Here is a 606-nt window from a genome sequence, read left to right on the forward strand (position 1 = left end):
GAGTCTTCCAGATGCGCACGGCCTCGGGGTCTTGCTGCAAGGCCCGCCGCAGCGGACGCTGCGGGGTGAACCCGAGTTTGCGCAGGATCCGGCCGATGGTCGTCGGGTGCAGCTCTACGCCGAACTCACGTTTGACGACGGCGGCGACCATGTCGCGGGTCCACAGCCCGAAGTCGAACTGCAACTGCCGCGGATCCTTGGACGCCACGATCTTGCCCAGCCGGGCCAGCTGCTGGTCGGTCAGTGTGGGTGGCCGGCCGGGCACCGGCTTGGCCTTCAACGCCTCCTTCCCGCCCCGCACGTGGCGCGCCACCCACCGATGCACCGAACCACGATGCAGACCAAGGGTTTCTGCGACTTCGGCTACCGGCACGCCGGCAGCTATCCGATCCACCGCCCGCATCCGCAACGCCTCCAACGTGGCGTGGTCAAGCTTGCGACCGTCGTTGTTCCGCATAGGGATAAGCAAACACGAGGCATCCCCACAATGCACGCATTACCTTCGGCGTGTCACCTTATTTATGCACGGCTTAGTAAGTCAGAAACACCTCACCACAACCCGCCGCCACCGGCAACGCCGACGGGTCACCCCTACCTGCCCTCACC

1 protein-coding gene is annotated in these 606 nt (G+C 65.3%); it reads right to left on the reverse strand.

What is annotated here, in order from left to right; all coding sequences use genetic code 11:
• The coding region (locus tag F6Q13_RS19635; protein ID WP_293060057.1) for an IS630 family transposase at positions 1-457 on the reverse strand (457 nt) is incomplete at its 3' end.
• Between the last annotated feature and the right edge of the window lie 149 nt (positions 458-606).

Source organism: Mycobacterium sp. (assembly GCF_008709575.1).
GTDB lineage: Bacteria > Actinomycetota > Actinomycetes > Mycobacteriales > Mycobacteriaceae > Mycobacterium.